The 21,366-nt window shown below is 42.4% G+C and carries 13 protein-coding genes; all 13 read right to left on the bottom strand.

Going from position 1 to position 21,366, the window contains the following annotated elements; all coding sequences use genetic code 11:
- Positions 1-218: 218 nt before the first annotated feature.
- Positions 219-1,208, bottom strand: coding sequence for an L-glyceraldehyde 3-phosphate reductase (gene mgrA, locus B5X77_RS09705; protein ID WP_079507480.1), 990 nt, complete (start codon positions 1,206-1,208; stop codon positions 219-221).
- 35 nt (positions 1,209-1,243) lie between these two features.
- Positions 1,244-2,179 (bottom strand): aldo/keto reductase, encoded by a 936-nt coding sequence (locus B5X77_RS09700; RefSeq protein WP_079507478.1) that lies wholly within the window; start codon positions 2,177-2,179, stop codon positions 1,244-1,246.
- A gap of 25 nt (positions 2,180-2,204) precedes the next feature.
- Positions 2,205-3,575 (bottom strand): MATE family efflux transporter, encoded by a 1,371-nt coding sequence (locus B5X77_RS09695; RefSeq protein WP_079507476.1) that lies wholly within the window; start codon positions 3,573-3,575, stop codon positions 2,205-2,207.
- A gap of 149 nt (positions 3,576-3,724) precedes the next feature.
- Positions 3,725-6,643: a carbohydrate binding domain-containing protein gene (locus tag B5X77_RS09690; protein WP_176167279.1), complete on the bottom strand. Its 2,919-nt coding sequence runs from the start codon at positions 6,641-6,643 to the stop codon at positions 3,725-3,727.
- Positions 6,644-6,761: 118 nt separating this feature from the next.
- Entirely contained in the window at positions 6,762-8,096 is a 1,335-nt protein-coding gene (locus tag B5X77_RS09685) for a glycoside hydrolase family 30 protein (protein ID WP_079507474.1), read from the bottom strand.
- A gap of 18 nt (positions 8,097-8,114) precedes the next feature.
- Entirely contained in the window at positions 8,115-11,294 is a 3,180-nt protein-coding gene (locus tag B5X77_RS09680) for a cellobiose phosphorylase (protein ID WP_079507472.1), read from the bottom strand.
- A 26-nt stretch (positions 11,295-11,320) separates the two neighbouring features.
- A complete protein-coding gene (locus B5X77_RS09675) occupies positions 11,321-12,655 on the bottom strand; it encodes a GH1 family beta-glucosidase (protein ID WP_079507470.1) in 1,335 nt (444 codons plus the stop codon).
- A gap of 17 nt (positions 12,656-12,672) precedes the next feature.
- A complete protein-coding gene (locus B5X77_RS09670) occupies positions 12,673-13,476 on the bottom strand; it encodes a glycoside hydrolase family 16 protein (RefSeq protein WP_257391770.1) in 804 nt (267 codons plus the stop codon).
- 486 nt (positions 13,477-13,962) lie between these two features.
- Positions 13,963-15,471, bottom strand: coding sequence for a response regulator (locus tag B5X77_RS09665; RefSeq protein WP_079507468.1), 1,509 nt, complete (start codon positions 15,469-15,471; stop codon positions 13,963-13,965).
- Complete coding sequence (locus tag B5X77_RS09660; protein WP_079507466.1) at positions 15,464-17,326, bottom strand: sensor histidine kinase; 1,863 nt, start codon at positions 17,324-17,326, stop codon at positions 15,464-15,466. Before B5X77_RS09660 ends, B5X77_RS09665 begins: the two co-directional genes overlap by 8 nt.
- Positions 17,327-17,498: 172 nt before the next feature.
- Positions 17,499-19,154, bottom strand: a complete 1,656-nt coding sequence (locus tag B5X77_RS09655; protein ID WP_079507464.1) for a type 2 periplasmic-binding domain-containing protein — start codon at positions 19,152-19,154, stop codon at positions 17,499-17,501.
- A 208-nt stretch (positions 19,155-19,362) separates the two neighbouring features.
- Positions 19,363-20,190 carry a carbohydrate ABC transporter permease gene (locus B5X77_RS09650; protein WP_079507692.1) on the bottom strand — a complete coding sequence of 276 codons (828 nt, stop codon included), beginning with the start codon at positions 20,188-20,190 and terminating at the stop codon, positions 19,363-19,365.
- 84 nt (positions 20,191-20,274) lie between these two features.
- Positions 20,275-21,261 carry an ABC transporter permease gene (locus B5X77_RS09645; protein ID WP_079507462.1) on the bottom strand — a complete coding sequence of 329 codons (987 nt, stop codon included), beginning with the start codon at positions 21,259-21,261 and terminating at the stop codon, positions 20,275-20,277.
- Positions 21,262-21,366: the final 105 nt, after the last annotated feature.

Raw genomic sequence — 21,366 nt, 5'->3', positions numbered from 1 at the left:
GTATTTTTACTTATAGATATTGTTAGCACTTTGAGGAATTCTTATTTTAAGCTACAAGGAGTGCTGATTAATACTAGCAAAGCAGACCCCTTTGTTAAAAAAAGAAGAGTACATAACCTGAAATAAAACCAGATTACCTTTACCCTATTTCCAAGAAATTCATTCCAACATAAAAGAAAGCCGTAAAACCAATAGGCTTTACAGCTTTGTTTGATACGCTATTTTAGAATTTCATCAATCATTTCCAATTCGGTCTCACTAAAATCAAGACGGTTCAGCGCAGCGACGTTTTCTTCAATTTGGATCACTTTGCTTGCACCGATGAGTGCTGAGGTGATTTTCTGTTCCCTGAGTACCCAGGCAAGTGCCATCTGGGCTAGTGACTGCCCTCGTTCCCGGGCAATCTCATTTAACTCTCTTACCTTTCTAAGGACCTCCTCAGATACATCCCCTTCGTTCAAGAAGCTGTTTGGCTTCAAAGCTCTCGAATCTTCCGGAATTCCATTTAAGTATCTATTGGTCAGCAACCCTTGTGCCAATGGAACAAATGCGATGGATCCGACGCCTTCTTCTTGAAGCAAATCCGTAAGGCCCTCTTCTACCCATCTATTAAACATAGAGTAAGCAGGCTGGTGGATGAGCAATGGAGTCCCCAGCTCTTTTAAAATACTGATTGCCTGCTTTGTTTCCTCTACGCCATAATTAGACAGTCCTACATATAAGGCCTTTCCTTGTCTGACAACATGGTCAAGTGCCATCATGGTTTCTGCTAATGGAGTTTCCGGGTCAGGCCTGTGATGGTAGAAGATATCCACATAATCAAGTCCCATCCTTTTCAGGCTCTGATCCAGGCTGGATACGAGGTACTTTCTTGAACCCCAGTCACCATACGGACCCGCCCACATGCCATATCCTGCTTTTGTTGAAATGACCATTTCATCTCGGTATCCTGAAAAATCCTTCCTAAGAATATTGCCAAAGTTCTCCTCTGCTGATCCTGGTGGGGGACCATAATTATTCGCAAGATCGAAATGTGTGATGCCAAGATCAAAAGCTCTTCTGATTAATGCTCGGCCATTCTCAAAAGTATCCTGGCCGCCGAAATTGTGCCAAAGGCCCAGGGAAATTGCCGGCAGCTTAAGACCTGAATTGCCGCACCGGTTATATGTCATTGTTTCATAGCGATTTCTGTCTGGTTGATAAGCCATTATTTATAACCTCCAAAGAATTCTCAATGTTTTTTCTACCATCCCATCGGATGGGCTTTCAGCTTTTCTTCCCATATCTCCTCCAACTTCTTCACTTTTACCGCTGAAATTCTTTTTTCTGCAGCAGATAAATTCTCGATCAGCTGCTCGAGATTCTTATTTCCAGGAATGACTGTAGAAACCTCCGGATAATGAAGAATATACCTTAAGGCCAACTGTACCAACGATTCACCAGGGTCAAGCATTTCTTTAAGAACAGGCAGGAGCTCTGATCTTTTCCTGAGCTGATTCGGGTCCCAACGGCTCCTGATATCTGTAAACACACTGCTTTCATCATATTTGCCTGATAGCCACCCAGAATCAAGCGGGACTTTTACAATCAGTCCGACATTTTTTTCTGCTGCATTCTTGAAGGCTTTTCTTGGCTCCTGATGAAAAATGTTGAACATTACCTCAATAACCTGGCTTCCGGTATTCTGTATCAGCTCATCCATCTCTCTCGCGGAGTCGATTGAAGCTCCGTAAGCCCGGATCTTACCTTCTTGTTTAAGGGATTCCAATACCTCAAAATGACCTGTGCTGCCAGTCAGAATTTCAAAAGGAGGATTATGCAATAAGATTGAATCCAGATAATCCGTTTTAAGCCGGCGTAAGCTGCCTTCTATTGAACTGCGGATTTTCTGTGAATCGAAATTAAGGGTGTTATCCGGGTGATGTCCAAACTTGCTGTTAATCACCGCCTGGCCCCTTCTTCCTGTTAGAGCTTTCCCAAGCAATGACTCACTATTTCCACCACCATAATTCGGGGCGGTATCAAAGAAATTGCAGCCCTGTTCCAGCGCTTCATGCACCAGCGTGATTGCCTGGTTTTCCTCCATGCCTTCCCAGTCCCTTGTGTTTCCGAGCTGCCAGGCACCAAATCCAACTTCCGACACCTTTATTCCTGTGCTCCCAAGCTGCCTGTAATTCATTCACTTTGCCTCCCGAAATCAACTATCATACTGTTTGAACCCTATCATCAACCAGGACCTTTTTCTCCCAAACTCTGCTTTTCCATCTGATATACATGATGATTCCTCTGAACCATTCATCAACGATAAAGGCAATCCAGATGCCTGACAGTCCAAAGCCCATTTTAATTCCCAGAATATAAGCAAGCGGGATACTGATTCCCCACATCGAGACAAAGGCCATTTTCACGGGGAATACTGCATCTCCTGCTGCACGGAGAGAACTGATTACGACTATATTGAAGGTTCGGCCTGGTTCAAGGATCAAGCAAAGGAGCAGAACCTTGCTTCCTTCCCTGATGATCTCCTTATTAGCGGTAAAGATCCCTAGTATAGGTTCTCTGAATGCAACGATAACCACAGTGATCGCCATCGTGATGATGATGCTAAGTTTCAAGCTTTTCAATAGCTGATGGTAAGCTTTATCAAACTCTCTGGCCCCTACCTTGTATCCAATCAGTATTTGCGTGCCCTGTCCAATCGCTATTCCGAAAAGCATCATGAAGGACATGATGTTAAATGTGTATACCCTTGTTGTCAGTGCCATAGCCCCGAGCAAACCAATAATGACGGTGATCGCCATCTGGCTGGTGTTGTAAACCACATTTTCTCCGGCCGAGGGAACGCCAATCTTCAAGATTTTTTTAATAAAGACCTTATTGAAGTTTAGGTAATCCTCTATTGCAATTCTCATAGGCAGCCTGCGGTATAGCAATCTGAATATTAGAATCACTGCGATGGCACGTGATATCGCTGTCGAAATCGCCACACCCTGAACACCCAGTTCCGGAACACCGAATAGGCCGTAAATAAATAAACTGTTTCCGGCAAGGTGGATAATATTCATGACAATCGAAATTACCATCGCCTCTTTTGTTAACCCATTTGCCCTTAGGACTGCTGAAGCAGTGACAAGGAGGGCCTGTGTAAAAAGTGTTCCCCCGACAATGGTCAAATACTGCTGAGCCAAGCGGTGGATTTCGGGAGTGAGATTGAACATTTGTAAAAATAAATCATTGAAACCGACAACAATTACACTGATCAATACTCCGAAAATAAAATTAAGAGATAGTGAGAGACCAGAAATCTTCCTTGCATCCACTTGAAGTCCAGCTCCAAGGTTCTGTGAAACCAGCACTGCTGTCCCCGTTGCAACGAAACCAAAAACGAGAATCATGAAAAATACGAGCTGATTGGCTACGCCTACTGCTGCAACAGCATTATCTGAAATATGGGAAAGCATGAAAGTATCCGTGCTGCCCATTAACATATGCAAAAATAATTCTATAAAAATCGGCCAGGTAAGTGCTAATAAGCCAATCTGTTTAGGCAGACTGTTGTTTTTCTGTAAAGTCATCTTGCATTTCCACCTTTAAAAGTTCACTTTAATAGTTTGGATTACGCTGGCCGCTTCATAATCAACAGCGGTTTTTGTAATACTTTTTCCTTTTTATACATTGAAGGAAAAGAGGCAGAATGTAAATACTATTCTGCCCCCTTGAGAACTTAATTTTTTGTAATGCTTACATTATCAATATAGACATTTGTTGCCGCATTGCCGTCTAAAATATTGCCAAGCTCGAAAACAATCTTTCCATCTGCATACGTTTCTTCATTCATAAAAAAGGTGAAGCTGTACCGATTCATTTCAGTCGTTAAATCAACTTTTTGTGTCGGCACATAGCCAATGAACCAAGGTTCAATTGTAAGCTCTTTTCCTATATTGATATTCATTTTCCTAGGAAGGTCCGCTCTTGCATCAAACGTTACTGTATAGCTGGCACCATTTTCAAAAAGCAGGCCTTTCTGGAACACTTGCGGAGCATAGGATGCGCCGCCAACCTGTGAAATCGAAACTTTCATTTCTCCTGCTTCAGCAGTCATTATACCTTTACCGTAGCCGCTCCATTGATCACCCCACCATGAGGACCAGCCAGTTGTACCATCTGAAAATGTTCCATTATCAATTCCGGGGGTGGAATCTGGCTCCTGCTGAGAAGGTGCGTTTTTAACTTTCAAGACCACATCATCTATGAATACCTCATGTGTCCCAACTGGTGACATAGCGTTTTTGCCAAGCAGCATTTTGAAGGAAGCAATGTCATCGACAGGCATTGTGAATTCATATGTGTATTGCTGCATTTGGTCACTAAGTGAAAGCACTTCACTGAAAAATCTTGTATACTGGACATTTTCAACCGTAACCTCAGCCTCTCTCTCCTTTGTAGAGCGAGCGGCAAAGCTAAGTTCATAGACTACTCCCTTGGCAAGACTTAAATTCGGCTGTTCTAAAAGGACACTCCATGCTTCATTTCCCTCATTGGCGATCGCCAATTTCGCTTCACCATCCTCCGAAGCAATTTGTGCGCTAGAATCATAATGGAAGTAATTTGTCCATGATGATAGCCCATCGTTAAAATCACCATTCTTCAAAGGGAATAAGTCAATGTTTCCATAATCCGGAATGTTTGAAGTCTTCAGCAGGACTACATCATCCAGATAGACATCGCCATTACCGCCTCCAAAGTTAAAGACAATTTGAGCTTCTGAGTCAGAAACATCTTCTGGCATTGTAAATTCAAATGTATTCTCTTCCATATTCGAAGTGAGCTCAACTGTGTGCATTCCTGAATAATTCACCGAACCATTCTTATCCAAAAGGCTGGCTTGTATCGTTCTTGGTTCGTCTGCTCTTGCTTTAAAGGAAAGCTTATAATCATTTCCCGCAGACAGATTCATCCCTTTTTGATCAAGCTGGACTGCTTCTGGATAACTGCCACCATCTTTAATTTCTACATGGAGCTCTCTGGTTTTTTCAGAAACAGCTGCTGCTGCAATTGCATCGCCGACTGAGAAATTCCAGAACATCAGCCGGTCCATGCCGCCCTGATCGAATGTACCATTATAAACATGGTTCCCATTTGCAAGCGGCTGTTTTGGCGCATCTTCGTCAACAGGAGCTCCAGTGATATCCTCAACTCTTACATTGCCAATCCAGACTGGGTTAGTGCCGTTCCCGCCAAGATTGAATTCAAGCCTTGATGCGATATCTGTTTCATTCAGCATATCAAAAGAGAATTCATAGGATTCAAGCTCGCTCGTCAGGTTGAATGACTCTTCATTTGAATATTTCGCCCAGCCTCGTTCAGCGCCCCCACCTACTTTTACCATCATGCTTCTGGCAGCAGTCGACTTTGCATCAAATCTTACTTTGTACTTCCCGCCATTACCAAGAGAGATATTCTGGATCATTTGCAAGGAATATAGCTGAGAACCAGGATTTGTACTATCTATTCTCGCAAAATTGTCTTCCACTGTCAGGCTGCCGTTTCCGCCAAACTCTGGCAACTTGACAAAGTTCCAATAAATCGGATCCAGTTCTTTTCCAGGCTGATCCACAACGGTAATAGGTTTTTCAAATTTATTGTCATAAACCAGGTTGCCATCTTCAAGTGGCTGCTTGGCATCTCCCGGCAATTCCACTGGTTCTGCTTGAGGTTCAACCGGCTCGCGGTAATCGCGTTTTTTCAAATCGTATACCCTGACAAAGTCGACTTCCATCTGGCTCGGGAACTTCGTCGTCTCATCAACTTCCCCGTCAAACCAGCCGCCAACTGCGAGGTTCATAACTAAATAGAATTCCTGGTCAAAAGGTGCAGGATAGGAAAAATTCGCAGCATTATCCTTTCCTTTTGAATACCATTTATTCTGAGTTTGATAGAGTTCACCGTCTACATACCAGCGCAGCTCTCCAGGTTCCCACTCAAGCGCATATGTATGCCACTTATCGATTCCCCTGTTTTTCGGAAGTTCGAATTCCTTGCCGGTATACTTGTTATTTGGCCAGCCTTCACCATAATGGATTGTACCTGCCACTTTATGCGGACTGCTCCCCCACGCTTCCATAATATCGATTTCACCGGATGCTGCCCATGAACCATATTTGTCTTCTTCAGGAAGCATCCAGATCGCAGGCCAAAGCCCTTTGCCTGTTGGCAGTTTCGCCTTGATTTCGTATCGGCCGTATTTTTTGCTGAACAGGCCCTTGGTCTTTAATTTTGCAGAAGTATAATCATACGTGCCGAATTGATCAGAAACCTGCTCTTTTTTCGCTTTTATCACTAGCTTGCCATCTTCGATAAAAGCGTTTTCACTTGCATCCGTATAATACTCTTTTTCATTGTTTCCCCAGCCTGAAGTTACACCGTTTCCAGCCTCGTCCACGATCCAGTTGCCAATGTCATAGGTCCATTTGCTGCGATCAATTTGCGTGCCATTGAACTCATCTGACCAGACAAGAGACCACTCGGATTTATTCCGTTTGTTTTTCACTTCTTCATTTCCCGGGTTTTCTTTAGGCGCCGCGAAACTGGCTGCCGGCAAAATCGTCATGACACTTAACAAAAGAGCCAGGGTCTTCTTCATACCAATTCCTCCTTCATTGTTTTACAAGCGTTCAGCTTTCCAAAAGTAAAACCACCTCCTTTTCATGTTAATCACTTTGCGTAATGCATATTTTGTCATGACAAGGAGGCAGCAGGCTTTAATTTTCTATAATGAATGTTGTAATCGAATGATCGGGCAGATCAGCTTTGGCAGTCTTGCCTACGACCGAAAGTGAGAATGACTCTGTGGTGTCTGCATCATTCATGACGACCGCGACAATGGAGCCATCCTCATTTTGGAAGGATACTGCTTTTAAAGATTCATGGTTTAGTTCATGTCCGATTCTAACAGCGTTCGGCTTAATGTATTTGCTGAAGTGTCCAATATAATAAAAGGAGCTGTTATAGTGAACCTCTCCGGTTTTGGTATCGACGATGACCGGTGCATCGCAATAATTGCCGACATGGTTCGGCCCGCCCTGTGCGTTAAGGACGATATTCCAGTCAATCCAGCCTTCAAGCCAATTATTGATATCGCCCATGATGTTCCGTGCGTACCGTTCTCCTGTATGCCAGGCACCAAGCTGGACTCCTCCTTCAATGCAGCCTTCTGTGAAAATCAGGTGCTTCTCAGGGAAGTCATCATGAATTCTGCTCAGATTCTCGAATTCTTCCGAAACATACCAGTGCAGACCTGTGCCCCAAATATACTTTGCAGCCTCGGAATCTTCCAAAATAGTCTTTGCCCTTTCATAAGCGATATCCCTGTTATGATCCCAGATGATGATTTTCTTATCATCCAGGCCTTCACGCTCCATCAAAGGTCCCAAATGTTTTTTTACGAAGTCGCGTTCTTCTTCTGCACTATATCTGCAGGAATCCCACACTTGAGTTGCCTCCGGCTCATTTTGAACAGTGATTCCCCAAATCGGGATTCCTTCTGATTCCATGGCCTTGATGTATTTCGTGTAATACAAAGCCCATGTATCGTAAAATTCAGGCTTCAGCTTCCCGCCATTGTTCATTTCATTATTCGTCTTCATCCAGGCTGGAGGGCTCCAGGGAGAAGAAAGGATTGTCAGCCCCTCCCCCCTGGCCTTTACAGCATCCTTGATAAGCGGCAGTACATATTTATTTTCACGCTCTATTGAAAAGGTTTTAAGTTCCGTGTCATTCTCTTCTACATAGGTGTAATTCTCCAAAGCAAAATCGCAGCTATGGATATGGGTCCTGCCCAGGCTGTAACCAAGACCTGTCTCCTGGTTAAAATAGCTGTTGATTACTTTTGCCCGTTCTTCCCTGGGGATTTGTGCCAGAGTGTAAGCAGCTGCTTCTGTAAAAGCACCGCCGAATCCCATGAAGCTTTGATATCTCTTTTCTGGATCAAGCTTCAGCACAAAATCTTGGACAGGCTCATCTATAACAGAAATATTACCCTTGTCAGCAAAGCGCTCTCCGGTATTTTTAGCACTCTGGATCATCTTTAATTCCATGTGTCAGCACCTCATCTATTAATCTAGGTAAACATCCATCCTTGATACTTTTCCATCCCTGACAGCTTGTGCATAGGATTCTTGCAGATGCCCGCCATGAATCTCAACCTCTTCGCCATTCATATGGAGCACATACCTTGATGTCTTTGCCCCATCGTCTCCAAAAGTATTTCTCCTTGATGGATTATGATAGGTTACCTGTATCTTGCCCAGCATTGTAAAATGCACCTTTCCCTCAGAATCGAAAAGCCATGAAGGAAGAATCGGCTCAAGCTTCAGTATCAACCCTTCTTTATTTACGTCAAAAAGCTTTTTCCCCATCATCATCAACTGCCAGATGCTTAAGAATTCTGCCGTTGTTCCACTCAGCCTCGCGACAAAACCTTGTCCATGGAGGCTGGAATCAGGGTTCACGCTGCTTGCAATGAAGGATGAATTCTCCAGTACACTTCTTCCGTACACTTCTGCATCCATGAATGGCGGCATTGCATAGTTGATATCTTCATAGAACTCTTCATACAATCCCGACTTCAGAACACTGAGCAAATACTTGAATTCCATATGCATGAAGATGGATTCCCGCTCAAGCCATCCTGGAGTGAATGCCCTCGCTCGGCCGATATCAAAGGTTTGGTCTTCAAGAGATCCGGAAGTTTTGTACATTTTCAGCTTGCTGTCGTAAATTTCCGAGTTTCTTACATGCTGATATGTCGACCTAGCTGTTTCTGGATCAGCAGTCTTCAATGCCCTTGCCGGACCTTCAAGGAAATGCGGAAGAACAGAAACTTCAAAGCTATTGACCTTGACTAAAGGCAAGCCCTTTTTATTCAGTTTTTCATTTCCGCTGTCATCGACGATTTTTTCCCAGTCAACTGCTTCGAAAGAGAAATAAGTTGGAATCAGCCCATTGCCAAGCTCTGTTGCCTTGTCAATTCCCGCTTTGGTTTTAAGAAGCATTTGCTTAGCATAGGCAGTAAGCTTTTGTAACTCAATATTCTTTTCCGTACCTTCAAAGCCGTTTTTCACTAACTCGCGGTATTTTTCACGGGCAGCCGCTGTATGGTTCCAGTAGCTGTAATCATCGAGTTCGCCATTTTCAAATTGATTCAGGAACTCCACAACTGTCTCAGCCAGATCGGCGACTTCTGCAGGAAGAGTAATATCCAGTTCAGCAGCCTCTCCTGAAGCAATGACGAATTCAAGCAGGCGCTTCAGCTCTAATGTCTCACTCATAGCTGAACCGAATATTCCCGGCAGGCCATTCATGGAATCATTCCAGCCTGGCTTATTTGCTTCCATTTCCACACCCATACCATAAGGATCCAATGTAGAAAATTTCAGCAATGCCAGTGAAAACAGTTTGCTGTAAAGATTGGATGTAAAGAACTCACCGTCCTGTCTCCTCACCCAATCTGAACCTTGCTGGTGACCAAATTCAGTGATCGCATCGTATTGGCGGACCTTGCCATTAGCCAGGACATATTTTTCAGAACGCGGATTCACAAACACAGGACTGTGGAAGTATTTGTAGCCAAAATCATTAAATAATAGCTGCGCTTTATTTTCCGGATATACCTTCAAATAGTTTTCGATCAGGTCGAGATTGTAAGTCCAGTGGTCCATCCAGTAACCTTCTCCAAACTCCGCTTCAATGTTCTGGGAGCTCCGTGAAAGAACTTTTTTCAGGAAATCCGGAAGTGATGAGGAAAGCTGAATGTCACTGTCCGATATCGTTTGAAGCAAATCGCCGGGTGTATAGGTTCCACTCAGTTTCTTTTTAATGAAATCCGCATCCTTTTGGACCGGGACCAACTCATCCAGCCATCTCCAATCAGAGTGATCTTTTAGTTCAAAGCTTGCTCCCTTTACAACGAGCGGGTTATAGCCGTCCGCCTGGATCAGGCTCATGAACAGCTTGATATTGTAGTCTCCTGTCTCAGGATGGAAAAACACATCATTCCTGCGGTTCTGGTTCACATCACGGAAGTTGCCGTTCCCCTGCGAGAAGTATTCAGGAGCAAGGGAGAAAAAGTTGTAATCCCGCTCAAGGTCTCCGTGCTTTCGGGAAAAAACATAATAAGTAAAGGCTGAATCATCCGTCTCCAATTCAATTGGAAAGCCGCCGCGCAGCACATTGTCAAGATAGCTCTGGTTTACATAGGCATCGAACAGCGGTGACGCTGTCTTTGTTGCAACATCCTTCGTAATCTCCGTAACAAGGCTCTGCGCTTCTTCGTATTTCCTTTCGAAATATCCGACAGCTCTAATGTCAGCTGCTTTTTCATTGATGATTTGAATATCCTTCGTATGGCCGATCAGTGTATGTAAGCTTAGTTTCCGACCCGGTTCAAGCACACTGCCTATTCCGGAAAAACCGCAAGGAACCTTATTCGAAGTTACAGGTTCAGCTGCTAATAACTCTGGGATAGACATTTTTTCAAACTCATCAGGATAAGACAAGGAACTGTTCGAACCAAAAATCAAGTCCGCATCCACGATTGGTTTGATCAGCTGACCTTCATTATCAAAGCTTAAATAAAAATGTCCCTTTGAGACCTCTTCCACTTCAGCCGAATCATTCGTTGATGAGCGGACTCGGTAGTATGGAATTCCATTTTCAAGATTGAATACATCCATCCAGCTTTTAAGCGTATTCCCGACTGCTTTATAGGCAGCGTCATCAATTCCGAACGGGATGATCCCAGGAAGCCCATCAAGCAGCTCCATTTCAGTCGGTTCCTCTGAAAGGTTCTCGACTTCCACCTTCCTTGCCAGAGCGCCAAAGTTCTCATTTGGAAGCGTATAGTACGTTACAACTGTTTTTACTCCATATTGATGGTTGATTTCTTCCAGCTTCATTTCATTTTCTTTTATATACATCGTTCTGTTCCGGTCTTTTTTGCTGCCGTACGAAGAGAATGGCTCGAAAACGGTATTTCCATTCAGCTTGATGAATGTGCGGAAACCATTAGCTGCTACCCTTTGATACGCCTGGTTTGCGGGAAAAAATTCAGTTATAGCATGATTTTTATCCTGCACACCAAAGCTGACGATTCCCTGCCCGCGATTGACATAGAACGCCCACATTGGTATACCGTATAACCCTGCCAGGCCAGGAAGGAAGCTTGAGAATGTTTTTGCCTGTTCGAATTCCTGTATTACAAAATATTGATTTTCATCAAAGCGGTATCTTTCCATTTTTGATCACTCCGAAGTCATTGGATTTAAATTGAACGGTTCCTGATAATTTCTGCATAACGGTGACCGCTATCTTTAAGGATTCTTTCCTGCGTTTCGAAATCGACATAAGTAATCCCAAAACGTTTGTCGTAGCCAAATGCCCATTCAAAATTATCGAGTAATGACCAAAGATAATATCCGGCGATGTTCATGCCCTCTTCATTAAGCTCGGCAACCGCACGAATATGCTTTTCAACATAGTCCTGTCTCTCGGAATCATGGACACGGTGGTCCTCTGACACATGGTCATCGAAAGCCGAGCCATTTTCAGTTATATAGATGGGCAGATTCGTATACTCCTTTCGCAAGCGGTGAATCAGTTCTTTAAACTCTGCAGGCGATATATCCCATCCCATTCCGGTCTTTGGATAATCCGAGTATGCACTCTTGAACAGGAAGTCCGAAGCTGAGTTAAATTCAACAAGACTGCGATTATAATAGTTGATTCCAAAGAAATCACATTCCACCGAAATCTTCTCCAAGTCGCCCTCCTGAATGAAGTCGAAGGAGTGAACATATTTGGAGAAAAGGTTCATCATATCCGGTGGGTATGATCCTTTTAGCACTGGATCCAGGAACCATCTGTTCGTGTAGCCATCGGCATTATTGGCAGCGAGCTGATCATTGGCAGAATTGCTTGCCGGGTACATCGGTGACAGGTTCAGCGTAATCCCGATTGGAGTTTTCGAAGCAAACTTTCCTTTGAGCAGGGAAACAGCTTCTCCATGGGACAGAAGCATATGATGGACTGCCTTCACCGCCTCTTCCATATTGGTATGTCCTGGAGCATGGACTCCCTGATGGTAACCAAGGAAACCTGCGCACCACGGTTCATTATGGGTAATCCACATTTCTACATGCTCATCAAGTTCTTCAAAACATTTCTCAGCATACTCTAGGAACCAATTGACGGATTCCCTGTTTGTCCAGCCGCCTTTTTCATGGGCCCACATTGGCAAATCCCAGTGGTAAAGCGTAACAGCAGGCTTAATGCCATTTTCATTCAAGAGTGTAATAAGCTTTTTGTAAAAGTCCATTCCAGCTTCGTTATATTTGCCCTGCTCCGGGAAAATCCTTGGCCAGGCAATCGAGAAGCGGTAGGAATCCACACCAAGTGTCTTTAAAATCTCTATATCCTTTTCATATAAGTGATAATGGTCACAGGCGACATCTCCGTTATCCATATTGAAGACCTTTCCTGGTGTCCTGGAAAACGTGTCCCATATAGAAAGGCTTCTGCCATCTTCCTGATAGGCTCCTTCAATTTGATAGGAGGATGTTGCTGTACCAAAAATAAAATCCTTAGAAAAATTGATCATCATTTGTTCACCTCTGTTTATTCTTCTCTTTTGTATACTTTGATGCAATCAACTGTCATTTGCTGAGGAAACTGTGTTGTTCCATCAGGATATCCAGGCCACTTTCCCCCAACAGCAAGGTTAAGCTGCATGTAGAAATCGCGGTCAAACGGGGCAAATCCAGGCTGCTGTTTCTCTGATTCCCTGGCCTTGCTGAACCATTCAGTTTGCCTTGCATATAGGACATCGTCCACATACCATCTGAACTCTCCAGGTTCCCAATCAAGGGTGAAAACATGGAAATCATCCGAGAACTTCCTGTTTCCTGGAAGCGTATAGTTTTCTCCTGTATATGTGTGAGGCATTCCATAGTGAAGAGTTCCATAGACCGTACCTGGCTGGTGGCCAATCTGCTCCATTATGTCGATTTCCCCGCAGGCAGGCCATCCCGTATACAATTCCATATCCTCTGGCATCATCCAGATGGCAGGCCAGATACCCTGACCTTCCGGCAACTTCGCCCGAATTGAAAATCGCCCGTATGTCCAGGCTCCCTTGCCTCTGGTCGTCAATTTGGCGGATGTATAATCCATCCCGTTATACTTTTCCTTCCTCGCCTCAATGACCAGCATGCCATTTTCAATCCGAGCATTTTCTTTCCGTCTTGTATAGAACTGGGACTCTTCATTCCCAAACCCCGTTCCAGCTTCAACGAAATTCCACTTACTTTCATCTATATCAGGAAGATCAAAGGTCTCTTCCCAGACAAGGCTCCACTTTGCATCAGTTTTTGAAAGCGCCATCATTTCTTTATTTAATTCGCTCTGATTTTTTTGCTCCACCTAAACTGCCCCTTTCTGAAAAAACTGATTGCCCCGACAAAACATATCTCAACTCCTATTCTACCTTTGCCAGCAATGTATCTTGAGATAGAGAATTTTGTTTAGGGTGTCAATATTTTAGAAGAGTGTTTATCCGTGTAGTAACACCTCCTATTAAACTGTCCTTTGCTGCGTCCGAACACAGGGCTGCTTCGGACAAAGTGAAGCCACACTGACGATCTTTTGTCCGAACTTGGGATGACTTCGGACAAAATGAAGTGCCACCAGCGATCTCTTGTCCGAACTTGGAGTGACTTCCGACAATGTGAAGCCACACTGATAATCTATTGCCCGAACACGGAGCTGCTTCGGACAAAATGGGACTTTACAGATGCTGCTTAGGAGTGCTTCAGTGCCAAATCATTCTTTTGTTGCGATCTTGCCATCTGCATCTAGACATTCAGCAATAACTTAAAAAAACAAAAAAGAGAGCCTATTAAGCCCTCTTCATCCATTCATTTCCCGATATTCTTTTGGCGATATTCCTTCTACTTCGCGGAACACCCTGGCAAATTGCTTAGGGTTTTTGTAGCCTACCATCTCACTGATTTCCAGTATCTTAAAATCGCTTTCCTTCAGCAGCTTTTTTGCATTCTCCACTCTGACCATTTTCAAATAGTCCACGAAGTTTTGTCCGATATACTCCTTGAACATATGACTGAAATAGGAATAATTCAAAGAAATGTAGTTGGCGACGACTGCTAAATTCAAATCCTTATGGTAATTCTCCCTAATATAAGCTATGGCCCGGTCCATATATTTTTGCTCTGAATAGACGGACTTCATTTGCTTATTATATTCGTGGATTCTCATCAGCAGATCTTCAAGGGCATGGAAATATTCATGGAAGCTATCAAAGTTATATATATTATCTATTTTATTCAACAGCTCAAACGTCACAAGCGATTCGTCTCCCAAGCGTTTAAAGAAGCCTTTGAAAATCGTATCATTTATTTCCCTGTTAAGGTTTTCAAGATAACTGATATTGCTATGCGCGATGATATCGAAGTCCATGACTTGTCTCAGGTTGGTCTTGATTTCATTTTCCCGTTCAGTTCCCAGCATATTAGAAATCCTATTGATCAAGTCGACCGGCAGTAATGGGACATCCGGTTTTCCCTTAACATTTTCAAATAAAATAATCTGTCTGCGCGGATAAAGGAAATGATACTTTAAGGCCGTGGCTGCCTGACCATATGTCTTTTTCAATTCCCTTAAGTCCTGTTCCTTTTCACTGATTCCTATGCTAAAAACCAGATGCCTGTCTCTGCCAAGGTGTTCTTTCAATCGGGTAAATAATTCAATGTCTGCTGAAATAATTGTTACTCGACCATCTTTATCAAGAAATGGGATAGTGGAGTTATTTGGCAGAATCAGCTGATTAATTTTACCGAGAAAATCCTCTCCTTCTACATCCCCATCCGCCTCAATGATCCCTACATAATAACCATGAGGATAGGATTCAATTTTCATTTTCCTATAAAGATCTTCCACAACTTCTTGTTGAATATTAGGATTTAGCAAAATGTAATTCAGTTGACTGGCACGGTATTCATCCATGTGCTGGTAGGTCATTTTCTGCCTATGTTCCATTTCTTCTATGATCATATTCAAGGTTTTGAATAACTCTATTCTGTTGACAGGCTTAAGCAAGTAATCCTTTACCTTATGTTTGATCGCTTCCTTGGCATACGTAAAGTCATCATATCCGCTAAGGATTACTATTGACGATTGGATTTTCCGTTGTTGAAGTTCCTTGATTAACTGGATACCATCCAGCCTCGGCATTTTAATATCAGTGATGACTATATCGGGTTCATTTTCCATTATGGTTTCAAGGGCTTCCTGGCCATCACCTGCAATAGAGGTTGCAAACTCAGGATATTCTCTATTGATCATCGCCTGTATGCCCAATCTAATATTTTTCTCATCATCAGCTATAAGGACTTTATACACTTTGGCTGCCCCCTTTCATAATTTTGCAAGGCAATGTTACAGTCACCATCGTGAATTCGCCTTTAACACTAGAAACCAATACTCCGTACTCTGTCCCATAGTAAAGCTGGATTCTCTCATTCACATTATGGACTCCAATGCCATTTCCACCTTTAGAACCAGGACTTTGACCTCCCTGTCCTGCCTGGATGGATTTATTTAGGATTTCATACTCTTCAGCTGTCATCCCTACTCCATTATCCTTTATTTCAATAATGACATAATCAGCGGAGTACCTCGCACTCACCTGCAGTATTCCCTGTGCTTTCTTGTCGTTAGGGATGATTCCATGCTTAATGGCATTCTCAATGATTGGCTGCAGTGACATTTTCAGTACTTCCTGGTCAAGCAGTTCATGGGGCACATCAATATTCAAGGTTAGCAGTCCATCCAAACGGAGATTCATAATGTCCACGTAATTTTTTATATAATTCAGTTCTTCTTCAAGAATCACAAAATCATTTTTCCATTTAAGATTATAGCGCATCATTTCCCCAAGGGAGGTCACTGCATCAGATATAGCATACTCTCCTTCTATTTCTGCCATCATCTTGATGTTTTCCAAAGTGTTATAAAGGAAATGTGAATCAATTTGGGTTTTCAGAGCCCTTAATTCTGTTTCCTTGGCAGTTGCCTGTTTATTGACAGCTTCGGCGATCAATCCATTCATTTTGCCAAGGAGGCTTTTAAAATGAAATGCCAGCTCCGAAATCTCATCTTGTCCATCAACATCCACATCTACCGAAAAGTCGCCTTGCTCTACCCTCTTCATTGAATCTTTTAATTTGTACATTTTCTTCAAGAGCAGCAAAACCAAAACATAGGTGACAAAAGAAAGAATAATAACAAGAAAGATAATTCCGCTAAAAATAACATTCCTAGTTTTGGCTGTTTCAGCATAAAGGCCTTCAAGGGAAATGACATTTAGCAAATATGCATCTAAATCATCAATATAGGCAGTGATGACAAGATAGGGAGTTTCTTTGTTTTCAAATTGAAAACTGCCCGTGCCCTCATGTTTTGACTGGCTGAATTTCCGTTTAAGATCTTCAGTATCAATTCCCTCATCTTCAAAAAACGTGTGTTGGAAATTCCTGATCAGGTTGTTATCTTTATCAATGACGATATAGACCGAATCAGGGTCCTGCATAGTGCCGAACATTTTAGGGAAAAAGTTTTTAAGGAACATATTTATTTCGATAATGCCTAAATGCTCATCCTTTGGGTAATCCAGTTCACGCAACAAGGAAATTTTCGCTGTATTTTGCGATGGAAGTCTTTCAAGTACATCATCTGTCTGCTGGTCGAACCACCACACCTCCATACCATTCCTGTTGATCACTTCTTCTCTCCATGGCTTTTTCATGATTCGCTCCTCTTTAAAGAGAATCGGCCACATCTCGGTTATATATGGATTGGTGGTATACAATCTGATATTTTCAATGGCTGGGTTATTAGCCTGAAGCCTGGTGACATTTGAAAGCTCGTTCATTCTGAAATCAATTAGCTGATCAATATTTGCTTCGTTCCTGCTTTTGACAAAGTCAATGAATTCTATGTCCGAAACGACCATCTGGGCCGTCCGCCTCATTGATTCAATATTGTTTTTTATATGGATTTTCTCGATTTCCAGAGCATTTTCGTTTTTGACCCTGATTTCATTCATTGCCCTGTCATACACATTACTTGAATAGATAGAGATGAAAATGATGATAGGAATAATGATAATGATAATATATAAGGCAATCAGCTTTTGCTGCAGGGAGAGTCGATCCAGCCAATTAGCGGCATCTTTCAATTTTTTTAAAAAACCCATATAATCACACCTATCATTTTCTCCATACAGAAATTATATCTCTTAGTTATATACTTAGCGTGCTAAAGTGTTTCAATATATTGAAGATTATCAGACTGCCAATCTAAAAGCAGGAATAGACTGCCCCTTCAAGAATTTTCATTCTAAAGGGAACAGTCTTTTAAGTCTTTATTTATTTTGCTGAATCCAGTTTTTCTTTGTTCTTTTCATAAATTCCTTGCTGATATTTTTCTACTTTTTCATAGCCGAAAGAATCACGTTTCTTAAGGAATCCTTCGAAGATTTTATCGAACTCTTTATCAGATTTAGCCAGCAGAAGCTTAGGAAGTGTCTTGCCCCATTCCTGTGCGATTTTGCTTGCTGCTACACCTTCTGCAGAAGTTCCAGTCGGGCTGATGCCGTCAAATTCCGCATAGCTGACTGTCTTTCCTTTTGTCCAGTCTTCCATTTGCTTGAATGGCTCAGAAGCAGGCGGTGCCCACTCAAGGCTCATGTTTGTATCCATCAGCATCCAGTATTTGAATGAAGCTCCATACTGCTGGTCAAATGCTGCACGGTCCTTGTTCAGTAAGTCTAATACTTCTGGCTTGAATTCAGGTTTTCCACTCACCATATCGTACGTTTCGCCCTCTTTACCCATGTAAAGGTCCTTTTGTCCCTCTTCACTGATAAGGTAAGTCAGGAACTGAATTGCTCTTTCTTTATCTTTTACATCTTTTGAAATCAATGTTACTGTCCAGCCTGAGATGCTGTCGCCAGCAAGGGCAGGTGCGTCTCCTTTTGAGTTAGCTGGTCCGTCAACTGCAATATATACTGAGTTCGGATCTTTTGCATATAGTGCGTGTTGTTGCGCTGCAAGGTCACTGCGCTGGTAAAGCATTGCGAAGTATCTGCCTTGTGAAATCTTTTCTTCCATTTGCGGACGCTTATCGATGAAGATGTCCTTTGCAAGAAGCCCTTTGTCATTTGCTTCTCTGAAAGTTTTTAACCATGCAAGATATTCAGGGTCCTGGCTGCGGTCGTAAACCTTTCCGTCTTTTTCCATCGGAATATTAAGGAAGTTTTGCAGGTATGCTTCAAGGGAAGTGTTTCCTACATCAGTAAACTCATTCAGTCCGAATGGAATCAGCGGTGCGCCGTTCACTTCAGGGAATTTTTCCTTTGCAGCTTCAAGTGCCTTAAGGAACCCTTCAGGAGTGCTCATATCAGGGCTGCCGATTGCTTCATACATATCTTTTCTCACCAGGAATGTCTGGTTGGATGGCTTAAGGTCTTTATACTTATCGAAATCTTTTGGAGAAGATGATGCATTTGGATAACCGTAAGTGTTGCCATCTTCTTGCTTATACCATTCGATTTTCGCATTATCTGCTACTTTGAAGAAATATGGATCATACTGGTCGGCAAGTTCATTTAGCGGGAGGACAAGTTCACCTTCAACCATCTTCTTGACTGCATCTTCCCACCAGCCAATTGTAATGAAATCCGGAAGCTTTCCAGACGCAATCATCGTATTCATTTTTTCCGCTTCGTTTCCTGCTGGTGAGATGAAGTTGACAGAGACACCAGTTTTATCTGTTACATATTTGGAAACCACATCGTCGCCCCATTTATGTGCGAACCAGGAAAAGTTAACATACCAGTCAAAAGTAATTGGCTCTTTGTTGGACTGCCAGCCAGGTGCATCAGCTGAAGCTTTTGGTTTGTCTGTTTCCTTTTCATCGGAAGCGTTTTCATTTGTCTTACTGGAACAGCCAGAAAAAAGTGCTAAAACCAATGATAGAACAAGCAATAGTGAAAAGCCTTTGGTAATGAATTTTCTCCTCATTTTTGACCCTCTCTCTTTTGCGTTATTTTGGGCCACATTATTAAATGTACACTGCTTTGAAAGAGCGGGAAAGGCTTTTTTCCTAAGTGCCAGCCTTTCCCAAGATCAGAAGGGGGTATCCTTCACACATAAAGCAAGACATTCGATAATGAAGCCTGATATTTAAATTTCTTCAGTTGAAGAAAAATTTAAATCGAAATATAAGAGATCAACCTTTTACTGAACCAATCAGCATTCCTTTTACAAAGTACTTCTGCAGGAATGGATAGACTAACATAATTGGCAGTGTTGTTACGACCATCGTTGCCAGTTTGATAGACTGGGATGTTACTGTCTTGGTTGCAATCGACCCTGCTGCATTCGTCATCATCTGGTTGGAACTGGATTCAGCAACAACCTTGTATAAATAGGTCTGGATTGGCTGCAGATCTGGATTATTCACAAAGATGACCCCGGCAAAATAGTCGTTCCACTGATAGACTCCCTGGAACAATGCAATGGTTGCAATAACCGGCATTGACAGAGGAATGATTACTTTTATAAAAATCATAAAGTCATTTGCTCCATCTATTTTTGCTGCTTCCTCCAGAGAAGTTGGCAATTCCCTAAAGAAGGATACAAAGATGATCAGATGGAAGAAGTTGAACATCGTTGGAATGATATATACTAGGAAGTTATCAAACAAACCAAGATCCCTGATTAATAGGAAGTAAGGAATCAATCCACCGCTGAAAAACATGGTGATGACACCTACGAGCATGTAGAAGTTCCTGCCGTAAAGGTCTCGTCTTGAAATGGCATAAGCAACCATGGCTGTAAAGAATACATGAGTGAATGTGCCGATAACTGTTTTTGCTACTGTTACCCCAAAAGAAGTAACGATACCAGGGGTATTAAACACAGCTTTATAATTCTCAAATGTGAACTCTCGCGGCCACCAGTATATCCCGCCCTTCATAGCATCAACCCCGTCATTCAGTGAATTAACGAGAACGTACCAAATCGGATAAATGGTGATGGCACAGATAAAAAGCATGATTAGAATGTTAACGTTGTCAAAAATGTATTCGCTCGTTGTTCGCCGGTTCCGTTTAAAAAGCTTAAACACAACCCCACCCCCTTAGAATAAAGATGTTCCATTCAGTTTCTTCGTAATCTTGTTGGCAGACAGGAGCAGGATGAAGGCAATGATCGCTTTCAATAACCCGACTGCTGTTGCGTAGGAGTAGCGGGCGTTCTGAAGTCCCATCTGATAGACGTAAATGTCAATTACATTGCTGGCGCTCTCATTCAACGAGTTTCTCAAAATCAAGATTTGGTCGAAGTTTGAATTCAAGACACCGCTTACAGCAAGGATGAACAGGATTGTGATCGTCGGGCGAATCGACGGCAAGGTAACATGCCACATTTTTTGAAAGCGATTTGCTCCGTCAATCGTTGACGATTCGTACAGTTCTGGCGATACACCAGCAATAGCTGCAAGATATATGATCGCCGACCATCCAAGTTCTTTCCAGATATCAGAAAGAATGACGATTGCCCAGAAGTTATCTGGTTCTGCAAGGAAGTTCGTGCGTTCACTGATCAACCCCAAACCCAGCAAGATATCATTTATAACACCGATATCAGCTAGCCAAGTAGTCAAAATCCCTCCAAGTACCACCCATGAAATAAAGTGCGGCAAGTAAGATATTGTCTGGACTGCTTTCTTGAGTTTCATAGAAGTTAGCTCATTTAGCAAAAGAGCAAAAATAATTGGAAGCGGGAAACCAATGATCAATTTAATCAGGCTGATACCTAATGTATTTTTCAAAACAATCCAAAAATTTTCATCCTGAATGAATTCCTTGAACTGCATCAAACCTACCCAAGGTGCTTCTGAGATTGTATTAATGATGCTGTATTCCTTAAAGGCGATAATCAACCCATACATTGGGATATAGTTAAAGATGAACATCCAAACTACACCGAGAAGAGCCATCGTTTGTAAATACTTTTGAGAAATGATTGTCTTTTTAATTTTCTTGTATTTTTCTTTTTTTGTAGCCTTAACAATTATGGTGTCACTGACTTGTTGTTCGACTGGCTGCTGGATCTTGACTTCCATTTCTTCACCACCTTCAGTTGCTTTGTCTTTCTTGTACCTTAATCATAAAAAAAAGGGCTTACATTTATAAGCCATGGAATTTTGCTTATGGTACCAATTTTTTAG

The organism is Mesobacillus jeotgali (assembly GCF_900166585.1).
GTDB classification, from domain to species: Bacteria; Bacillota; Bacilli; order Bacillales; family Cytobacillaceae; genus Mesobacillus; species Mesobacillus jeotgali_A.
This window is presented reverse-complemented; position numbering and strand designations above follow the sequence as displayed.

Excerpts from the sequence above, each read along its gene's own strand:
- mgrA (WP_079507480.1), bottom strand. The coding sequence starts at position 1,208 with ATGGCTTATCAACCAGACAGAAATCGCTATGAAACAATGACATATAAC.
- B5X77_RS09700 (WP_079507478.1), bottom strand. The coding sequence starts at position 2,179 with ATGAATTACAGGCAGCTTGGGAGCACAGGAATAAAGGTGTCGGAAGTT.
- B5X77_RS09695 (WP_079507476.1), bottom strand. The coding sequence starts at position 3,575 with ATGACTTTACAGAAAAACAACAGTCTGCCTAAACAGATTGGCTTATTA.
- B5X77_RS09690 (WP_176167279.1), bottom strand. The coding sequence starts at position 6,643 with ATGAAGAAGACCCTGGCTCTTTTGTTAAGTGTCATGACGATTTTGCCG.
- B5X77_RS09685 (WP_079507474.1), bottom strand. The coding sequence starts at position 8,096 with ATGGAATTAAAGATGATCCAGAGTGCTAAAAATACCGGAGAGCGCTTT.
- B5X77_RS09680 (WP_079507472.1), bottom strand. The coding sequence starts at position 11,294 with ATGGAAAGATACCGCTTTGATGAAAATCAATATTTTGTAATACAGGAA.
- B5X77_RS09675 (WP_079507470.1), bottom strand. The coding sequence starts at position 12,655 with ATGATCAATTTTTCTAAGGATTTTATTTTTGGTACAGCAACATCCTCC.
- B5X77_RS09660 (WP_079507466.1), bottom strand. The coding sequence starts at position 17,326 with ATGGGTTTTTTAAAAAAATTGAAAGATGCCGCTAATTGGCTGGATCGA.
- B5X77_RS09655 (WP_079507464.1), bottom strand. The coding sequence starts at position 19,154 with ATGAGGAGAAAATTCATTACCAAAGGCTTTTCACTATTGCTTGTTCTA.
- B5X77_RS09650 (WP_079507692.1), bottom strand. The coding sequence starts at position 20,190 with ATGCTTTTTATCTGTGCCATCACCATTTATCCGATTTGGTACGTTCTC.
- B5X77_RS09645 (WP_079507462.1), bottom strand. The coding sequence starts at position 21,261 with ATGGAAGTCAAGATCCAGCAGCCAGTCGAACAACAAGTCAGTGACACC.